Origin of the sequence: Pseudomonas sp. C1C7 (assembly GCF_013359595.1) — a bacterium.
Lineage (GTDB): Bacteria > Pseudomonadota > Gammaproteobacteria > Pseudomonadales > Pseudomonadaceae > Aquipseudomonas.
Genome location: NZ_JABFMP010000014.1, coordinates 93,797 through 110,957 on the forward strand (window position 1 = coordinate 93,797; position 17,161 = coordinate 110,957).

General features: G+C 61.5%; 11 protein-coding genes and 4 tRNA genes. 4 read left to right on the forward strand and 11 right to left on the reverse strand.

Translation table 11 applies throughout. From position 1 onward, the window contains the following. Positions 1 to 38: 38 nt before the first annotated feature. Positions 39 to 3,317 carry a PAS domain S-box protein gene (locus HNO86_RS14085; RefSeq protein ID WP_175377550.1) on the forward strand — a complete coding sequence of 1,093 codons (3,279 nt, stop codon included), beginning with the start codon at positions 39 to 41 and terminating at the stop codon, positions 3,315 to 3,317. Between the two features lie 371 nt (positions 3,318 to 3,688). After that, a complete protein-coding gene (locus tag HNO86_RS14090; protein WP_175377551.1) occupies positions 3,689 to 5,965 on the forward strand; it encodes a nitric-oxide reductase large subunit in 2,277 nt (758 codons plus the stop codon). A 50-nt stretch (positions 5,966 to 6,015) separates the two neighbouring features. On the opposite strand, the gene HNO86_RS14095 is transcribed toward HNO86_RS14090, so the two are convergent. From HNO86_RS14095 to gltX, 10 genes are all read right to left on the reverse strand, one after another. Further along, the gene (locus tag HNO86_RS14095) at positions 6,016 to 6,462 is read right to left on the reverse strand and encodes an Hsp20 family protein (protein WP_150771062.1); all 447 of its coding nucleotides are present in this window, start codon (positions 6,460 to 6,462) and stop codon (positions 6,016 to 6,018) included. A 121-nt stretch (positions 6,463 to 6,583) separates the two neighbouring features. Further along, positions 6,584 to 7,543 carry a tRNA-dihydrouridine synthase gene (locus HNO86_RS14100; protein WP_175377552.1) on the reverse strand — a complete coding sequence of 320 codons (960 nt, stop codon included), beginning with the start codon at positions 7,541 to 7,543 and terminating at the stop codon, positions 6,584 to 6,586. 225 nt (positions 7,544 to 7,768) lie between these two features. Continuing rightward, on the reverse strand, positions 7,769 to 8,206 hold the full coding sequence (locus tag HNO86_RS14105; RefSeq protein WP_175377553.1) for a thioesterase family protein: 438 nt from the start codon (positions 8,204 to 8,206) through the stop codon (positions 7,769 to 7,771). Positions 8,207 to 8,254: 48 nt separating this feature from the next. Beyond that, on the reverse strand, positions 8,255 to 9,088 hold the full coding sequence (locus HNO86_RS14110) for an alpha/beta fold hydrolase (protein ID WP_175377554.1): 834 nt from the start codon (positions 9,086 to 9,088) through the stop codon (positions 8,255 to 8,257). Between the two features lie 28 nt (positions 9,089 to 9,116). After that, positions 9,117 to 9,656 (reverse strand): TetR/AcrR family transcriptional regulator, encoded by a 540-nt coding sequence (locus HNO86_RS14115; RefSeq protein ID WP_175377555.1) that lies wholly within the window; start codon positions 9,654 to 9,656, stop codon positions 9,117 to 9,119. Between the two features lie 184 nt (positions 9,657 to 9,840). After that, positions 9,841 to 9,916: transfer RNA gene (locus tag HNO86_RS14120), tRNA-Glu, on the reverse strand. A 78-nt stretch (positions 9,917 to 9,994) separates the two neighbouring features. Then, positions 9,995 to 10,070: transfer RNA gene (locus HNO86_RS14125), tRNA-Ala, on the reverse strand. 53 nt (positions 10,071 to 10,123) lie between these two features. After that, positions 10,124 to 10,199 (reverse strand) — tRNA-Glu (locus tag HNO86_RS14130). Between the two features lie 80 nt (positions 10,200 to 10,279). Continuing rightward, positions 10,280 to 10,355, reverse strand: a tRNA-Ala gene (locus tag HNO86_RS14135). 272 nt (positions 10,356 to 10,627) lie between these two features. Further along, the gene (gltX, locus tag HNO86_RS14140) at positions 10,628 to 12,109 is read right to left on the reverse strand and encodes a glutamate--tRNA ligase (RefSeq protein ID WP_175377556.1); all 1,482 of its coding nucleotides are present in this window, start codon (positions 12,107 to 12,109) and stop codon (positions 10,628 to 10,630) included. Between the two features lie 232 nt (positions 12,110 to 12,341). Here gltX and HNO86_RS14145 point away from each other — a divergent pair, with 232 nt between their 5' ends. Both HNO86_RS14145 and HNO86_RS14150 read left to right on the forward strand, forming a co-directional pair. Beyond that, positions 12,342 to 13,430, forward strand: a complete 1,089-nt coding sequence (locus tag HNO86_RS14145; RefSeq protein ID WP_175377557.1) for an HlyD family secretion protein — start codon at positions 12,342 to 12,344, stop codon at positions 13,428 to 13,430. Beyond that, positions 13,420 to 14,970, forward strand: a complete 1,551-nt coding sequence (locus HNO86_RS14150; protein ID WP_175377558.1) for an MDR family MFS transporter — start codon at positions 13,420 to 13,422, stop codon at positions 14,968 to 14,970. Before HNO86_RS14145 ends, HNO86_RS14150 begins: the two co-directional genes overlap by 11 nt. 141 nt (positions 14,971 to 15,111) lie before the next feature. Here the strand turns inward: HNO86_RS14150 and uvrB are convergent, their stop codons facing one another. Continuing rightward, positions 15,112 to 17,127: an excinuclease ABC subunit UvrB gene (uvrB, locus tag HNO86_RS14155; protein WP_175377559.1), complete on the reverse strand. Its 2,016-nt coding sequence runs from the start codon at positions 17,125 to 17,127 to the stop codon at positions 15,112 to 15,114. Positions 17,128 to 17,161 lie beyond the last annotated feature (34 nt).

Consider the following 17,161-nt stretch of genomic DNA (forward strand, 5'->3'; position numbering starts at 1 on the left):
ACCCTGTACAAACGCCCACTTCAGTACAAGGCTTGCCAATGCCGAAATCTGTTGACCGAATTCCGCCCATGCCACGCATCCAGGCACTGGATCCCAAACGCTCCGAGCAGAGCTGGGAAAGTGCCCCGCAACTGCTGGCTGCCCTGAACGGCGCACGTTTGGGCGCGTGGTATTGGGATATCGAGCGCGGTCAGATCAGTTGGTCCCGGGGTACGCAGGCACTGTTCGGTTTCGACCCACGCCAGCCGCTGCCGGCGGATCTGGAATACCTCGACCTGCTGCCCCCCGAAGACCGGGCCAAAACCGTTCGCGCCTTCCACGCGGTGATCGCCGGCGCACCGCTGGAACAGGCGATGCATCACCGCATACGCTGGCCCGACGGCAGCCTGCACTGGCTGGAAATCAACGGCAGTCTGTTGCCGGACAAGAACGGCCGGCCCCGAATGATCGGGGTGATTCGCGAAATCACCCACCAACGCCAGCGCGAACAGGCGCTGAGCAGCTCGGAAAAGCGTTTCGCCACGCTGTTTCATCTGTGCCCGAACATGGTCCTGCTGACCCGCCAGGACGACGGGCTGATCACCGAAGCCAACCAGTACTTCGAAAGCCTGTTCGGCTGGCCGGTGCAGGAAGCCATCGGTCGCACCACCCTGGAACTGGGCCTGTGGGTGCACCCCGAGCAACGGGCGGAACTGGTCAGGGCCACCAAGGCCAAGGGCGACCTGATCAGCATGGAAGTGCAGTTCCGCGCCAGCAATGGGCAAATCCACGACGGCATCCTCAGCGCGCAGAAGGTCGAACTCGAAGGCCAGCCTTATCTGCTGAGTACCTTTCTCGACACCACCGAACGCAAAGCCGCCGATCAGGCACTCAAAGACAGCCAGGAACGCCTCGACCTGGCCCTGGATTCGGCGCAACTGGGCACCTGGGACTGGCACATCCCCAGCGGCATGCTCTACGGCTCGGCTCGCGCGGCGCAATTGCACGGCCTGGAAGCCAAACCCTTCCATGAATCCTTCGAGGAGTTTTTCGAAGGCGTCCCCGGCAACGAACGCGACACCATGCGCGACGCCTACCGCAGCCTGCGCGAAGGCCCGGCGGGCAACTACCAGCTGACCTATCGCGTGCAACTGCCCGATGGCAGCATCCGCTACCTGGAAAGCCGCGCCCGGCTGTACCGCGATGAAAACGGCCTGCCGCTGCGCATGGCCGGCACCCTGCTCGACATCACCGAACAGGTGGAGCGCGAGCAGCGCCTGGTGGCGTCCGAAGAGAAGTTCGCCACCCTGTTCCAGGTCAGCCCGGACCCGATCTGCGTCACGCGCCAGGACACCGGCCAGTTCATCGAGATCAACTCCAGCTTCACCCAGACTTTCGGCTGGACCACCTACGACGTGATCGGCCGCAGCGCCGACGAAATAGGCCTGTGGGACGCCTCGGCGAAAAGCCTGCAGCGCATCGAACAGGTGATCCGCGAGCAGGCGCTGAACAACGTGGCGATCATCGTCCAGCACAAGGACGGGCATTTGCTGACCTGCGTGATCTCCAGCCGGCAGATCAGCGTCGGCGATCAGCCGTGCGTGGTCACGACCCTGCGCGACATCACCCAGCAGCAACGGTCGGAAGCGGCGCTCAAGGCCAGTGAAGAGAAGTTCGCCAAGGCATTCCACTCCAGCCCCGACGCCATCACCATCACCGAACGCGACACCGGGCGCTATCTGGAGGTCAACGACGGTTTCTGCCGCCTGACCGGATACCGCGCCGACGAGGTGATCGGGCGCACGGTGTATCAGGTGGGGATCTGGGCCGAAGAGAAACAGCGTTCGGCGTTGCTGGCGGAATTGCAGATCAAGGGCCGGGTGCATCACCTGGAAATGCTAGGGCGCAACAAGCGCGGCGAGTTGCTGACGGTGGAAGTCTCGGTGGAGCCGATCACCCTCAATGAAACCGCGTGCCTGCTGCTGACTGCCCGGGATGTCAGCCTGCTGAAGAATGCCGAGGCGCAGATTCGCCATCTGGCCTACCACGACCCGCTGACCAACCTGCCCAACCGCGCGCTGCTGATGGATCGCCTGAGCCAGCAGATCGCTCTGCTCAAGCGCCACAATTTGCGCGGCGCGCTGATGTTCCTCGACCTGGACCACTTCAAGCACATCAACGATTCCCTCGGCCATCCGGTGGGCGATACGGTGCTGAAGATCATCACGGCGCGCCTGGAAGCCAGCGTGCGCATGGAAGACACCGTCGCGCGGCTGGGTGGTGACGAGTTCGTGGTGCTGCTCAGTGGTCTGGAAGGTTCGCGCAACGACGTCAGCCTGCAGGTTTCAGAGTTGGCCGACACCTTGCGCGAATTGCTGTCAGAGCCGATGTTCCTCGACGGCCAACGCCTGCAGGTAACGCCGAGTATTGGCATCGCGCTGATTCCCGACCACGGCTCCACGCCGACCGACCTGCTCAAGCGTGCGGACATTGCGCTGTATCGGGCCAAGGACTCGGGGCGCAACACCGCGCAGATGTACCACAACACCATGCAGAAGGCCGCGAGCGAGCGGCTGCGCATGGAGACCGACCTGCGCCTGGCGCTGTCGCGGGGCGAGTTTCGCGTGCATTACCAACCTCAACTCGATGCCCGGGAGAACCGTATCGTCGGGGCCGAGGCACTGGTGCGCTGGACCCATCCGGAACTCGGCGCACAATCGCCCACCGAGTTCATCAAGGTGCTGGAAGACAGCGGCTTGATCCTGGAAGTCGGCACCTGGATCGTCGATGAGGCCTGCCAGGCGTTCAGGCATCTGATCGCCAACGGCCTGGTGGATCCGCAAGATTTCAGCCTGTGCGTGAACATCAGCCCGCGGCAGTTCCGCCAGAACGATTTCGTCGAGCACATTGAGGAAAGCCTGGCCCATTACGGCCTGCCCAGTTCGATGCTGAAGCTGGAAATCACTGAAGGCATTGTCATTCAGAATCTTGAAGACACCATCAGCAAAATGCGCCGCCTGAAGAAGCTCGGGGTGAGCTTTGCGATGGATGACTTTGGGACCGGGTATTCCTCGCTGACCTATCTCAAGCGCTTGCCGGTCGACACGCTGAAGATCGACCAATCGTTCATCCGCGACGCCACCACCGATCCCAACGACGCCGAAATCATCCGCGCCATCGTCGCCATGGCCCGCAGCCTGGAATTGAAGGTGATTGCCGAAGGCGTGGAAACGCCTGAGCAACTGGAGTTCCTGCAGGGGCTGGGGTGTCATTTTTATCAGGGGTATCTGCATAGCCAACCGTTGCCGGTCGAGGAATTCCAGAAGCTGTTGCAGTAACCCCGCCCCACCCCTCCCCCTTTAGGAGCGAGTTCACTCGCGATGCACTACAGAACACCGCGGGGAATCAGACTCCCCGCGTCATCGTTGACGACCATCGCGAGCAAGCTCGCTCCTACAGAGAGCCCGGTGTTCATACCTGTGTATGAACTTGCTGACCCTCTGTACAAGTGACGCCACGTCAGCCGCGCCGTACATTGGCGCCACGCATTCGGCAGGTGGCCTTGCACTCCACCCACCGAAGAATGATCGCCGGCAGCCGATCATTCTCCTGTGCAACGCCCCGGCTCCTCTTCCCGATCACAGGGCCGGGTTTTCTGCGCCCGCATACTCGTTATGCGGGCGCTTTTTTTTTGATAATGAGGTGATCCATGGGGGAATACCGCAAGTTATGGTGGTCGCTGATTGGCGTCCTCGGCGTGACGTTCTGCCTGCTGGGCTGGTTCGGTCACGAAATCTACCGACAGGCCCCGCCGATCCCCGAGCAGGTGCAAAGCGTCGACGGCACCACCCTGTTCCGCGCCGGCGACATCCTCGACGGGCAAACCGCCTGGCAGAGTATCGGCGGCATGCAGTTGGGCTCGATCTGGGGGCACGGCGCCTACCAGGCACCGGACTGGACGGCCGACTGGCTGCACCGCGAACTGCTCGCCTGGCTCGACCTGGCCGCACAGCAGGCCTACGGCAAGACCTTCGAGCACATCGATGACGACCAGCAAGCCCAGCTGCGCCATCAACTCAAGCGCGAATACCGTGGCAACCGCCTGGTCAACGGCACACTGATCCTCAGCGAGCGCCGCATCCAGGCCATCGCGCAAACCGCCGCCTATTACCATGCCCTGTTCGGCAACGACGCTTCGCTGCACCATAGCCGCGAGAGCTTCGCCATGAAGGAAAACACCCTGCCCGACGCCACCCGGCGCCAGCAGCTGACACAGTTTTTCTTCTGGACCGCCTGGGCGGCCGCCACCGAGCGTGACGGCCAGGCCGCAACCTTCACCAACAATTGGCCCCACGAACCGCTGATCGACAACCACCCGACCGCCGAAAACATGGTCTGGTCGATTATCAGCATTGTCGTGTTGCTGGCGGGGATCGGTTTCCTGGTCTGGGGCTGGGCCTTCCTGCGCAATCACGAAGAAGGCGAGCCCAAGGTGCCGGCCCAGGATCCCCTGAGCCTGATCAAACTCACCCCCTCGCAAAAAGCCCTGGGCAAATACCTGCTGCTGGTCGGCGCGCTGTTCGGCTTCCAGGTACTGATGGGCGGCGTGACCGCGCATTACACGGTCGAAGGCCAGGATTTCTACGGCCTGCCCCTGTCGAAGTGGTTCCCCTACTCGCTGACCCGCACCTGGCATCTGCAAAGCGCGATGTTCTGGATCGCCACCGGCTTCCTCGCGGCGGGGTTGTTTCTCGCACCGTTCATCAACGGCGGCAAGGACCCGAAATGGCAGAAGCTGGGTGTCGATATTCTGTTCTGGGCCCTGGTGCTGGTGGTCGTCGGCTCCTATGCCGGCAACTTCCTCGCCATCGCGCAACTGATGCCCCACGAGTGGAGCTTCTGGCTCGGTCATCAGGGTTATGAGTACGTGGACCTGGGCCGTCTTTGGCAGATCGCCAAATTCGCCGGGATCGTGTTCTGGCTGGTCCTGATGCTGCGCGCGATGCTGCCCGCCCTGCGCCAGCCCGGCGACAAAAACCTGCTGGCGCTGCTGGCCTGCTCGGTGATTGCCATCGGTCTGTTCTACGGTGCCGGCCTGTTCTATGGCGAGCGCACCAACCTGTCGGTGATGGAGTACTGGCGCTGGTGGGTGGTGCATCTGTGGGTCGAAGGTTTCTTCGAGGTGTTCGCCACCACGGCGCTGGCGTTCATCTTCACCAGCATGGGCCTGGTGTCCAAGCGCCTGGCCACCACCGCGACCCTGGGTTCGGCTTCACTGTTCATGCTCGGCGGTGTACCCGGCACGTTCCACCACATCTATTTCTCCGGCACCACCACACCGGTGATGGCGGTGGGCGCCACCTTCAGCGCCCTGGAAGTGGTGCCGCTGATCCTGCTGGGCCATGAAGCCTGGGAAAACTGGCGGCTCAAGGAACGTGCGGCATGGATGGCGCAGATTCGCTGGCCATTGCAGTTCTTCATCGCCACCGCGTTCTGGAACATGCTCGGCGCCGGGGTGTTCGGCTTCCTGATCAACCCGCCGATTTCGCTGTATTACATCCAGGGCCTGAACACCACGCCGCTGCACGCTCACGCCGCGCTGTTCGGGGTGTATGGCTCGCTGGCACTGGGTTTCAGCCTGCTGATCCTGCGTTACCTGCGGCCGAACCTGCAGTTCAACGATCGCCTGATGAGCACCGGCTTCTGGTGGCTCAACGGCGGCCTGATGCTGATGATCGTCACCAGCCTGCTGCCGATCGGCATCCTGCAGTTCTACGCCAGCGCCAGCCAGGGCCTGTGGTACGCCCGCGGCGAAGAGTTCATGCAACAGGATCTGCTGCAGACCCTGCGCTGGGTGCGCACCTTCGGCGACATCGTGTTTCTGGTCGGCGCGTTTGCGGTGATCTGGCAAATCGCCGGCGGCCTGCTGTTTTCGTCCCGTCATCCGCGTACGGTAGATGCGCTGGACATCGGCGGACAACGCTAAATCGCAGACACAAAAAAGGGCGCCACTGGCGCCCTTTTTTACTGTCCGGCTTAGTGTTGCAGCGCCGGTTTCTGCGCCCCGTTGATCGGGATGCGCTTGGCTTTCGCTTCTTCCGGGATCACACGCAACAGGTCGATGCTCAACAGACCGTTGCTCAGGCCCGCGGCCTTGATTTCGATGTGATCCGCCAGACGGAAGGACAGCTTGAAGGCTCGCTGGGCGATGCCTTGATGCAGGAAGGTCACGCCTTCGCTCGCATCACGCTTGCCGCCACTGATGGTCAGCACGCCCTTCTCCACTTGCAGCTCCAGGTCTTCTTCCTGGAAACCGGCTGCCGCCACGACGATGCGGTATTGATCGTCACCGTGTTTTTCGACGTTGTAGGGAGGGTAAGTGCTGCCAGGCTCGTTGCGCAGGGCGGTTTCGAACAGGTCGTTGAAACGGTCGAAGCCCACCGAGGAACGGAACAGAGGCGCCAGGGAAAATGCAGTAGTCATGGTTCAAATCTCCTGAAAACAATCAGCAAGGTTTTTTGTCTCCGCGACCCGAATTCGGCATCGCGTAACCCTTAGATAGGGACCGCTGATTGCATTTCAAGAGATTTTTTGCAGATTTTTTTCAGGCCGCTTGCGCCACCGGCAAGCCGAGCAGGCGCGAAACCTGATCCAGCTCGGTCTCGCGACGCAGGACGTTGAACAGCTCAACGGCCTCTGGATAATTGCGGGTCAGCATCGCCAGCCACTGCTTCAGACGGCCCGGCGCCTGACGCGGGGTCATCTGCGCCACGGCCTGCAGCCAGAAGTCCTGGAGCAGTGGCAGCAGCTCGGCCCAGGTCATCTCGACCACCTCTTCACCGGCCCGCGCCGCGGCGATTTGCCGGGCCAGATCCGGCCGCGACACCAGACCGCGACCGAGCATGATGTCTTCCACGCCACTGATCTCACGGCAACGACGCCAGTCCTCGACGCTCCAGATATCGCCATTGGCGAACACCGGCACCTTGACCACGTCCTGCACCCGTGGAATCCATTCCCAATGCGCCGGCGGCTTGTAACCGTCGGTCTTGGTCCGCGCATGAACCACAATATGCTCCGCGCCGCCCTCAGCCAGCGCCGTGGCGCAGACCAGCGAACCATCCGGGCTGTCGAAGCCCAGGCGCATCTTGGCCGTCACCGGAATATGCGCCGGCACCGCACGCCGAACGTGCTCGACGATCTGGTTCAACAACTCCGGCTCCTTGAGCAGCACCGCACCGCCCCGGGACTTGTTCACCGTCTTGGCCGGGCAGCCGAAGTTCAGGTCAATCACCTCCGACCCCAGCTCACAGGCCAGCGCAGCGTTTTCCGCCAGACACACCGGATCCGAACCGAGCAACTGCACACGTAGCGGCACGCCGGAAGCGGTGCGGGCACCGTTCAGCAGTTCGGGACCGAACTTGTGGAAATAGGCAGGCGTAAGCAACTGATCGTTGACCCGAATGAACTCGGTCACACACCAATCAATCCCACCCACCCGGGTCAGCACATCGCGCAAGATGTTATCGACCAACCCCTCCATGGGTGCCAGAGCAATTTGCATGGAAAACACACTCAACGAAAAACGGCGGGCAGTTTACTGGTTTTCAGGGCGGAACGTGTAGGAGCTGACGAGTGAAACGAAGCTGCGATCTTCAAAGATCAAAAGATCTCAGCCTTCGGCAGCGCCTGCATTGGGACTGCATGCACCCGCAAAAATCAGGTTGAATGTCAGGCCGCCTTCGCGGGCAAGCCCGCTCCCACAGGGGTTCTGCGTACATCCATGAAGTCAGGTCGGGAGTTGAAGCGCCGGGCCGTACCCTTCAATGAACTCTGTGGGCATACGCTTGGGCCTGCCGGTGGACAGCTCAATACAGACAAATGTGGTCTGCGCCCGCAACAAAGTCGCATTGTCACCAGGCCGCTTTAACTGAAAATGACGAGTCATCTTCAGGCGCTGGTCCCAATCGACAATCCAGGTCGCCATCTGCAACTCATCACCTTCATAGGCCGCCGCCAGATAGTCAATCTCATGCCGCACCACCGCCATCGCCCGGTCCAACCGGCGATATTCGGCCAGATCCAGGCCAAGGCGCTGCGAGTGCCGCCAGGCGCAACGCTCGAGCCAGGTCACATACACCGCGTTATTGGCGTGCCCCAGCCCATCGATATCTTCGGCGGCCACTTGCAGATCAATGATGAACGGCGTTGCCCGATCCCAGCCCATGCCCCACTCCCGGTCAGATATTGTCGACCGGCGCAGTGTAACGGATGCTCAGGCCGATTGGCGCGATTGCAGGCTGCGACCGGCCAGCAGTGATAACACGCCATCAATCACCCGAGGGTCGGCGAGCACCCGGTGATGACCACCCTCCTCCAGGCGCAGCAGGCGGCTGTCGAACCAGGCTTCGTGGATCAACTGCGCTTCCTTGGCCGGGACATACTTGTCGTCCTCGGCATGAACGATCAGGCCGGGCATGTCGAGCTGATAGTGCGCTACGTCCAGCGTGGCGGCGCGCATGCCGACGTCTTTCTCGACCTGACGGATGAAAGCCGAACGGGCTTTCGGCGGCAGTCGCACGTAACGGGCAAAACCGCGCAACACCCCAAGAATGCGCGCCGGAGCGCCAATGGTGACCAGGGTTTCGGTGCGCAGACCCAATTGCACCGCCAGCATGGCACTGGCGCCTCCCATGGAATGGCCGATGACCGCTTGCAACGGCGGCAATTCGGCAGCGGCTTCGAGCATGGCACGGGCGAACAGCACGACATTCGCTTCGGTGCCCGGTGAACGACCGTGTGCCGGGCCATCGAGGGCGACCACGGTGTAGCCGGCATCGACCAGGACGGTGATCAGGGTGGCGAATTGCGTTGGCCGACCTTCCCAGCCGTGCATCAGCAACACCGTCGGGCCTTGCCCCCAGCGCAACGCAGAGAGGCCGAAACGCAAAGTGATTCGTTCGGATTTGGCCAGCAGCGGCAATTCCCAGTCGCTGGGTGGAAAATCCCGCGGCGTCATGAACGCCAGCCGCATTTTGCTTGCGACCAGTTTTGGAGCGAACCAGCCCAAGGTGCCATTAACGCCACGAACCCACTTCAACGTGCTCATCGCTCTCTCCCAAGGCCTTGCCTTCAGGTCAACGCACCGCCGATTTGGCAGCGCGCAACAATCGATCGGATAAATCACCAGGCCCCAACGCCCGTGCCAGCGCCAGGCCGCCCACCATCAAGGCCATGTCGGCCAGGGCTTTTTCGATGTCTTCAGGGCTGTCCGCCAGCTGCGCGACCATCATTTCCATGTGCTCGTTGAGGGCCACACGGAAGGTATCGGGCAGGCGTCCGAGCTCGCCGATGGAGGCCGGAATCGGGCAGGCAGACTCGCTGGAATCGCGGTGCTTGCGCGACAGATAGAACGCAGCGACCAGGGCGCGACGCTCTTCACCGGTCAACTCGGCATCCATGTCGGCAATCGAGTCACGACGGCGCGCCAGCAAATGCTTGAACGCCTCCAGCATCATCGCGTCCTTGCTTTCGAAGTGTGCATAAAAGCCACCGACAGTCAGGCCGGCCGCGCCCATCACTTCGCCCACGCTCGGTTCCGCCGGGCCACGCTGGATCAGCGCTGCGCTGGCGGCCTTGAGAATGCGTTCTCGGGTTTGAGCTTTTTTATCGTTCATCGTTGCCTCCAAATATTACGACTAGAATATTATTCTCATAATAATATTCTGCAAGTCGTGGATGTGACCGCTGGTCTGAAGAACAGTTTGAGAGAGGTAGGGAGATTTGGCCAAACGCCAGACAAACAAAAGGGCCATTCAATAATTGAATGACCCTTATAAAATCCCGCAGAGCGGGTAATCGTGGCGTCCCCTAGGGGACTCGAACCCCTGTTACCGCCGTGAAAGGGCGGTGTCCTAGGCCACTAGACGAAGGGGACACAAACCTTCTATACAACTGATCAGTGCTGAGTGCTGATCGATTCAAGGCCGGTGTGGCCAGACCTTGAACTGTAAATTGGTGGAGCTAAGCGGGATCGAACCGCTGACCTCCTGCATGCCATGCAGGCGCTCTCCCAGCTGAGCTATAGCCCCGGATTTTTCGCCTCTCGGCGGAGCGATCTCTTGCAACATCGCTTCTGTAAAACTGGCGTCCCCTAGGGGACTCGAACCCCTGTTACCGCCGTGAAAGGGCGGTGTCCTAGGCCACTAGACGAAGGGGACGCAAACCCTTCTATACAACTGATCAACGCTGAGTGTTGATCGCTTCAAGGCCGGTGTGGCCAGACCTCGAAGTGTAAATTTGGTGGAGCTAGACGGGATCGAACCGTCGACCTCTTGCATGCCATGCAAGCGCTCTCCCAGCTGAGCTATAGCCCCTCATCGTTGATGTCATCGCTGAGGACGGGGCGAATCTTAAGGGCGTATCGAAAGCCTGTCAAACTTATTTTTCAAAAAATTTAAAATTTTTTGTCGGCATAACAATCACTTACCGCCCTCCCCCCGTAAATCCGGGGGTAAAACCGTCTCTGTAGCAGCTGCCGCAGGCTGCGTTCGAGTGCGAAGCGCTCGCCCTGCCCCTTCATGTTGTCCATAAAGGGGCTGCTGCGCAGCCCGACGCAGCCTCGTACCTCGGCAGCTGCTACAGGGAATCAGGCGATAGCGCCCAGCAGCTTTTCCCACTCTTTGTTTTCTTTCTTCGACACGCCGCCCAGCAGGTCGATCGCCTGGCGCAAGCGGAAACGGGTCAGGTCCGGGCCAAGGATTTCCATCGCATCGAGCACCGATACCGAGCTGGCCTGCCCGGTGATCGCGGCGAACATCAGCGGCATGGCATCGCGCAGCTTCAGTTGCAGGGACTCGACCACCGCCTGAATCGTCGCGGTGATGCTGTCCTTTTCCCACTGACGCAGGCTTTCGAGCTTCCAGAGGATCAGCTGCATCAGCTGACGCACCTGATCGCCCGAGAGCTTCTTGGATTCGAACAGGCTGGCATCCGGGTTCACGCCACCGGCGAAGAAGAAGCCGGCCAGCGGTGCGACCTGGCTGAAGGTTTCAACCCGACCCTGCACGTGCGGCGCGATCTTCATCATGTATTCGCAATTGAATGCCCACTTCTGCACCCGTGCGGCGAACTCTTCCACCGGCAGGTCGCGCAGCCACTGGCCGTTGAGCCAGGACAGCTTCTCGATGTCGAAAATCGGCCCACCCAGGGACACGCGCTTGAGGTCGAAGTTGTCGACCATTTCCTGCAGCGAGAACTTCTCGCGCTCGTCCGGCATCGACCAGCCCATGCGGCCCAGGTAGTTGAGCATGGCCTCGGGCATGAAGCCCATGCGCTCGTAAAAGGTCACCGACGTCGGGTTCTTGCGCTTGGACAGCTTGCTCTTGTCCGGGTTACGCAGCAGCGGCATGTAGCACAGCTCTGGCTGTTCCCAGCCGAAGTACTCGTACAAAAGGATCAGTTTCGGTGCCGATGGCAGCCACTCTTCGCCGCGCAGGACGTGGGTGATGCCCATCAGGTGGTCGTCGACCACGTTGGCCAGGAAGTAGGTCGGCAGGCCGTCGGTCTTCATCAGGACTTGCATGTCCATGCGATCCCACGGGATTTCAACGTCGCCGCGCAGCATGTCCGGCACCACGCAGACGCCTTCGGTCGGCACCTTCATGCGGATCACGTGAGGCTCGCCGGCAGCCAGGCGACGGGCCACTTCTTCCTTGGACAGCAGCAAGGCGCGGCCGTCGTAACGCGGGGTTTCACCGCGGGCCATCTGCTCGGCGCGCATCTGGTCCAGCTCTTCGGCGGTGCAGAAGCACGGGAAGGCATGGCCCAGGTCGACCAGTTGCTGGCAGTACTTCTGATAAATGTCGCCACGCTCGCTCTGACGGTATGGACCGTGCGGGCCGCCGACGTCCGGGCCTTCGCTCCAGTCGATGCCCAGCCAGCGCAGTGCGTCGAAGATCTGCTGTTCGGACTCGCGGGTCGAACGCAACTGGTCGGTGTCTTCGATCCGCAGAATGAACTCACCGCCGTGCTGCTTGGCAAAGCAGTAGTTGAACAATGCGATGTAAGCGGTACCTACGTGGGGATCCCCGGTAGGCGATGGCGCGATGCGAGTGCGGACGGTGGTCATGGCATGTCTCGAAAAGAATGAAAAGCAAAGAAACAATCAAGCCGCGAATGGTAACAGGCGACACCCGCCCCGCTCCAGCGAACAGGGCATTTAAGCCAAGGTTGCGTCTGGAACGCCCGTATCACGCGGTGAATGACCGAATATCAAGGGATGGCATTTACCGCTTGTCGGCTTCATGCCAGATTCACCTGCTGATAACTTTCCTTACATATTCTCGACTACAGTTTGCCCCATGCCTGCCCAACTCAAGCGTCGCCTGTCCGTTTTCCTGCTGCTCGTCCTGCTGATCGCCGGGGGCTTCTTCGCCCATTGGTTCTTCAAGGGGCGTTTTTATGAAAGCACCGACAACGCGTATGTCCAGGGCGAGATCACCCGCGTATCCAGCCAACTGGGGGCGCGCATCGATCAGGTGCTGGTGCAGGACAACCAGCACGTCGAGAAAGGCCAACTGTTGATCCGGCTCGAAGGCGATGATTTCCGCCTCGCCGTCGACCGCGCCAACGCCGCCCTCGCCACCCGCCAGGCCGAACGCCTGCAAGCCCAGAGTAAACTGACGCAGCAGTCCAGCCTGATCGCCGCCAGCGATGCCCAGGTCGCCTCCACCCAGGCCAGCCTCGGCCGTTCGCAGATTGACCTCGCCCGCGCGCAAACCCTGCGCAAACCCGGCTACGTCTCGGAAGAACGGGTGACCACCCTCTCCGCCGACAACCACATTGCCCAGTCGCAGTTGAGCAAGGCCCAGGCCGATGCCCAGGGCCAGCGCCAGCAGGTCAATGCGCTGACCGCCGACATCAAGCGCCTGGACGCGCAGATCGCCAACGCCAAGGCCGATCTGGCCCAGGCCGAGCTGAACCTGACCCGCAGCGAAATCCATGCACCGATCAGCGGGCTGATCGGCCAGCGTGCGGCCCGCGAAGGCCAGTACGTGCAGGCCGGCGCCTACCTGCTGTCGATCGTGCCCGATGAAGACATCTGGATTCAGGCCAACTTCAAGGAAACCCAGATCGGCCACATGCAGCCCGGACAGAAAGCCGAACTGGTCTTCGACGCCTATGGCGACACGCCGATCGAAGCCCGGGTCGACAGCCTGTTCGCCGCCTCGGGCGCGCAGTTCAGCCTGTTGCCGCCGGACAATGCCACCGGCAACTTCACCAAGGTCGTGCAAAGGATTCCGGTCAAGCTGACCTTCGCCGCCGACAATCCGCTGCGCGGCAAGATCCGCCCGGGCATGTCGGTGACCGCCACCGTCAATATCAAGGACGCCCCTGAAACCGTCGCGCCCAAGGTAAGCAGCAAAGACAGCGCTGACGATGGCCGGTGACCAGCTGATCCGCCCGGTCGGGGAACCGACCCGGCGGGACTGGATCGCGGTAATGAGCGTGATGCTCGGCGCCTTCATGGCCGTGCTCGATATCCAGATCACCAATTCCTCGCTCAAGGACATCCAGGGTGCGTTGTCGGCCACCCTGGAAGAAGGCTCGTGGATCTCCACCTCTTATTTGGTGGCGGAAATCATCATGATCCCACTCACCGCCTGGCTGGTGCAGCTGCTGTCGGCGCGGCGGCTGGCTGTCTGGGTGTCATTGGGGTTTCTGGTCGCCTCGCTGCTGTGTTCCATGGCCTGGAGCCTGGAAAGCATGATCGTCTTCCGTGCGCTCCAGGGCTTTACCGGCGGCGCGCTGATCCCGCTGGCGTTTACCCTGACCCTGATCAAACTGCCCGAGCATCACCGCGCCAAGGGCATGGCGATGTTCGCCATGACCGCCACTTTCGCCCCTTCCATCGGCCCGACCCTCGGCGGCTGGCTGACTGAAAACTGGGGCTGGGAATACATCTTCTACATCAACATTCCGCCCGGTCTGATCATGATCGCCGGCCTGATGTACGGTCTGGAGAAGAAGGAAGCGCACTGGGAATTGCTGAAAAGCACCGACTACGCCGGCATTGTCACCCTCGGCGTCGGCCTGGGCTGCCTGCAGGTGTTTCTGGAGGAAGGCCATCGCAAGGACTGGCTCGAATCGGACCTGATCGTCACCCTCGGCAGCATCGCTCTGATCAGCCTGATCACCTTTGTGATCGTGCAGTTTTCCAAGCCCAATCCGCTGATCAACCTGGGCATCCTGGGCAATCGCAACTTCGGGCTGTCGAGTATTTCCAGTATCGGGATGGGGGTCGGGCTGTACGGTTCGATCTATCTGCTGCCGCTGTACCTGGCGCAGATCCAGAACTACAACGCCCTGCAGATCGGCGAAGTGATCATGTGGATGGGCGTGCCCCAGCTGTTTCTGATTCCGCTGGTGCCGAAGCTGATGAAGTACATCTCGCCGAAATGGCTGTGCACGGTGGGTTTCGGCCTGTTCGGCCTGGCGAGTTTCTCTTCCGGGGTGCTGAACCCGGATTTCGCCGGGCCGCAGTTCAATCAGATCCAGATCATCCGGGCCCTGGGCCAGCCGCTGATCATGGTCACCATCTCACTGATCGCCACGGCCTACATCCTGCCCCAGGATGCGGGCTCGGCGTCGAGCCTGTTCAACATCCTGCGCAACCTGGGCGGCGCCATCGGCATCGCCCTCCTCGCCACCTTGCTGGATGCGCGGACCAAGACTTACTTCGATTACTTGCGCGAGTCCATCGTGCCCAGCAATCCGCAGGTGGCCGAGCGCCTGGCGTCATTGACCGACAAGCTGGGCAATGAGAATGCGGCGTTGGCCAAGCTCAGTGAGATTGCCCATCAGCAGGCGTCGATCATGGCCTACAACGATGCGTTTCATTTTGTCGGGATTGCGCTGGGGATCAGCATGGTGGCGGTGTTGTTGACCAGGACATTGCCGGCGGGGCTGAAGGCTGGGGAGGCTCACTGAGTTTTGTGCCGCCTTCAATGGCCTCTTCGCGGGCAAGCCCGCTCCCACAAGGTTTGAAGGTGTTCATCTATTTTGTGTACACCATCAGACCCTGTGGGAGCGGGCTTGCCCGCGAAGAGGCCAGCAGGAACAGCACAAAAATCAGGCTGTGATCAACCGCTCCCGCAACTTGGCAATCTCATCGCGCATCTGCGCCGCCGCTTCGAACTCCAGATCCCGCGCCAGCTGATACATCTTCTCTTCCAGCGCCTTGATCCGCTTGGTGATCTCACCCGGCGAGCGCAATTGCGCTTCGTATTTGGCGTTTTCCTCGGCGGCCTTGGCCATGCCCTTGCGCTTCTTGCTGCGCGAGCCCGGCACGGTGGCGCCTTCCATGATGTCGGCGACGTCCTTTTTCACCCCTTTGGGAACGATGCCATGGGCCTCGTTGAAGGCAATCTGCTTCTCGCGTCGGCGTTCGGTTTCGCCGATGGCCCGTTCCATGGAACCGGTCATGTTGTCGGCATACAGAATCGCCCGGCCGTTGAGGTTACGGGCGGCGCGGCCGATGGTCTGGATCAGCGAGCGCTCGGAGCGCAGGAAGCCTTCCTTGTCCGCGTCGAGGATCGCCACCAGCGACACTTCCGGCATGTCCAGGCCTTCGCGCAGCAGGTTGATCCCCACCAGCACATCGAAGGTGCCCAGGCGCAGGTCGCGGATGATCTCGACCCGCTCCACGGTATCGATATCCGAGTGCAGGTAGCGCACGCGCACACCGTGATCGGCCAGGTAATCGGTCAGGTCTTCGGCCATGCGCTTGGTCAGCGTGGTGACCAGCACCCGCTCCTCGACCGCCACGCGCTTGGTGATTTCCGACAGCAAATCGTCGACCTGGGTCAGTGCCGGGCGAATCTCCACCTGCGGGTCCACCAGGCCGGTCGGACGCACCACCATGTCGATGACGCGCCCGGCGTGCTCGGCTTCATAGTTGCCCGGGGTCGCCGAGACGAAAATGGTCTGCGGGCTCACCCCTTCCCATTCGTCGAAGCGCATGGGCCGGTTGTCCAGCGCCGAAGGCAGGCGGAAGCCGTATTCCACCAGGGTCTCCTTACGCGAGCGGTCGCCTTTATACATGGCGCCGACCTGCGGCACGCTGACGTGGGATTCGTCGATCACCAGCAAGGCGTCAGCCGGCAGGTAGTCGTAGAGCGTCGGCGGCGCCGCCCCAGCCGGACGTCCGGACAGGTAGCGCGAGTAGTTTTCGATGCCGTTGCAGTAACCCAGTTCGAGGATCATCTCCAGGTCGAAACGGGTGCGCTGCTCCAAGCGCTGGGCTTCCACCAGTTTGTTGTTGGAACGCAGGTATTCCAGGCGCTCCTGCAACTCGACTTTGATGCCCTCCACCGCATCGAGCAGGGTTTCCCGTGGGGTCACGTAGTGGCTTTTCGGATAGAAGGTGAAGCGCGGCAGTTTGCGCAGGACTTCGCCGGTCAACGGATCGAACGCGGAAATGCTTTCCACCTCGTCATCGAACAGTTCGATGCGGATCGCTTCGAAGTCCGATTCCGCCGGGTGGATATCGATCACGTCGCCGCGCACGCGGAACGTCGCGCGAGCGAAATCCATGTCGTTGCGGGTGTATTGCAGGTCGGCGAGGCGTCGCAGCAGCGCGCGCTGATCGAGCTTGTCGCCGCGATCCACGTGCAACACCATCTTCAGGTAGGTTTCCGGACTGCCCAGACCGTAGATGCAGGACACCGTGGTGACGATGATGGCGTCCTTGCGCTCCAGCAGGGCCTTGGTCGCGGACAGACGCATCTGCTCGATGTGGTCGTTGATCGAGGCGTCCTTCTCGATGAAGGTGTCCGAGGACGGCACATACGCTTCCGGCTGGTAGTAGTCGTAGTAGGACACGAAGTACTCGACGGCGTTGTTCGGGAAAAACGACTTGAACTCGCCGTACAACTGCGCCGCCAGGGTCTTGTTCGGCGCCAGCACCAGGGTCGGACGCTGCACCTGGGCGATCACGTTGGCGATGCTGAAGGTCTTGCCCGAACCGGTCACACCGAGCAGCGTCTGGTGGGCCAGCCCCGCCTCGATGCCCTCGACCATCAGGCGAATGGCTTCCGGCTGATCGCCGGCGGGCGCGAAACGGGTGACTAGCTCAAATTCGGACATCAATGATCTCTCTGTTCTCGGCGCAACCGGCAGG

What these genes read in the sequence shown, in the direction of transcription:
- HNO86_RS14150 (WP_175377558.1), top strand. Translation starts at nt 13,420, where the DNA reads ATGGCCGGTGACCAGCTGATCCGCCCGGTCGGGGAACCGACCCGGCGG.
- HNO86_RS14100 (WP_175377552.1), bottom strand. Translation starts at nt 7,543, where the DNA reads ATGCAAATTGCTCTGGCACCCATGGAGGGGTTGGTCGATAACATCTTG.
- HNO86_RS14110 (WP_175377554.1), bottom strand. Translation starts at nt 9,088, where the DNA reads ATGAGCACGTTGAAGTGGGTTCGTGGCGTTAATGGCACCTTGGGCTGG.
- gltX (WP_175377556.1), bottom strand. Translation starts at nt 12,109, where the DNA reads ATGACCACCGTCCGCACTCGCATCGCGCCATCGCCTACCGGGGATCCC.
- HNO86_RS14085 (WP_175377550.1), top strand. Translation starts at nt 39, where the DNA reads ATGCCGAAATCTGTTGACCGAATTCCGCCCATGCCACGCATCCAGGCA.
- HNO86_RS14145 (WP_175377557.1), top strand. Translation starts at nt 12,342, where the DNA reads ATGCCTGCCCAACTCAAGCGTCGCCTGTCCGTTTTCCTGCTGCTCGTC.
- HNO86_RS14115 (WP_175377555.1), bottom strand. Translation starts at nt 9,656, where the DNA reads ATGAACGATAAAAAAGCTCAAACCCGAGAACGCATTCTCAAGGCCGCC.
- uvrB (WP_175377559.1), bottom strand. Translation starts at nt 17,127, where the DNA reads ATGTCCGAATTTGAGCTAGTCACCCGTTTCGCGCCCGCCGGCGATCAG.
- HNO86_RS14105 (WP_175377553.1), bottom strand. Translation starts at nt 8,206, where the DNA reads ATGGGCTGGGATCGGGCAACGCCGTTCATCATTGATCTGCAAGTGGCC.
- HNO86_RS14095 (WP_150771062.1), bottom strand. Translation starts at nt 6,462, where the DNA reads ATGACTACTGCATTTTCCCTGGCGCCTCTGTTCCGTTCCTCGGTGGGC.
- HNO86_RS14090 (WP_175377551.1), top strand. Translation starts at nt 3,689, where the DNA reads ATGGGGGAATACCGCAAGTTATGGTGGTCGCTGATTGGCGTCCTCGGC.